The organism is Kitasatospora nipponensis (genome assembly GCF_039528135.1).
GTDB lineage: Bacteria > Actinomycetota > Actinomycetes > Streptomycetales > Streptomycetaceae > Kitasatospora > Kitasatospora nipponensis.
Window position 1 is genome coordinate 1 of record NZ_BAAALF010000876.1, and the last position, 609, is coordinate 609.

A 609-nucleotide genomic window follows, 5' to 3' on the forward strand; every position below is an offset into this window, starting at 1 on the left:
GCTCGTACGGCCGCTCGGGCTCCGCACCGATCAGCGTGATCGACCCCTCGAAACCCTCCGCCCGCAGCGTCTCGACCGCCTTCGCCCCCGCCAGGCTCGCTCCCACGACGACGTATCCGGTCTTCATCGCGGCTCCTCTCGTCGGCCTCATCACACCCCGGAGATCTGCCCGCCGCGAGCCGAAACACCCCTCCTCGGGCAGCTCGGCCTAGGCTGAGAAACGCCACGACCGGAAGGAAGGGCTCCGATGAGCGAGCAGACCGTGACCGTGCGCTGTGTGCCGGCCGCCCCGTGCTGGGTGAGCCTGATGGCTCGTGATCTGACGGCGGCGCAGGCGTTCTACGGGCCGTTGCTGGGGTGGGCGTTCCAGGACGGGCTGCACGGGTTCGGGCCGTACGTCCGGGCGGTGCTGGACGGGGTGGAGGTGGCCGGGATCGGGGCCACCGAGGGGCAGTGGCAGCCGCCGGTCGCCTGGACCACCTACTTCGGGACCGAGAGCGCCGATCGCCACCGTGCCGCCGCGCTCCCTGATCCGGGCGGCGGTGTCGTTGGCGCTCTCGGTCCCGAAGTAGGGGGTCCAGGCGGCGGGCGGCGGCCACTGCCCCTCGG

Annotated in this window: 1 protein-coding gene and 1 pseudogene; one reads left to right on the forward strand and one right to left on the reverse strand. The window is 72.6% G+C overall.

Annotated elements, in window-relative coordinates:
• Nucleotides 1-127 (reverse strand): annotated as a pseudogene (locus ABD323_RS43815) (NAD(P)/FAD-dependent oxidoreductase); the annotation flags it as partial.
• A 120-nt stretch (nucleotides 128-247) separates the two neighbouring features.
• Here ABD323_RS43815 and ABD323_RS43820 point away from each other — a divergent pair.
• On the forward strand, nucleotides 248-609 hold a 362-nt coding region (locus ABD323_RS43820; protein ID WP_486327188.1), incomplete at its 3' end, for a VOC family protein.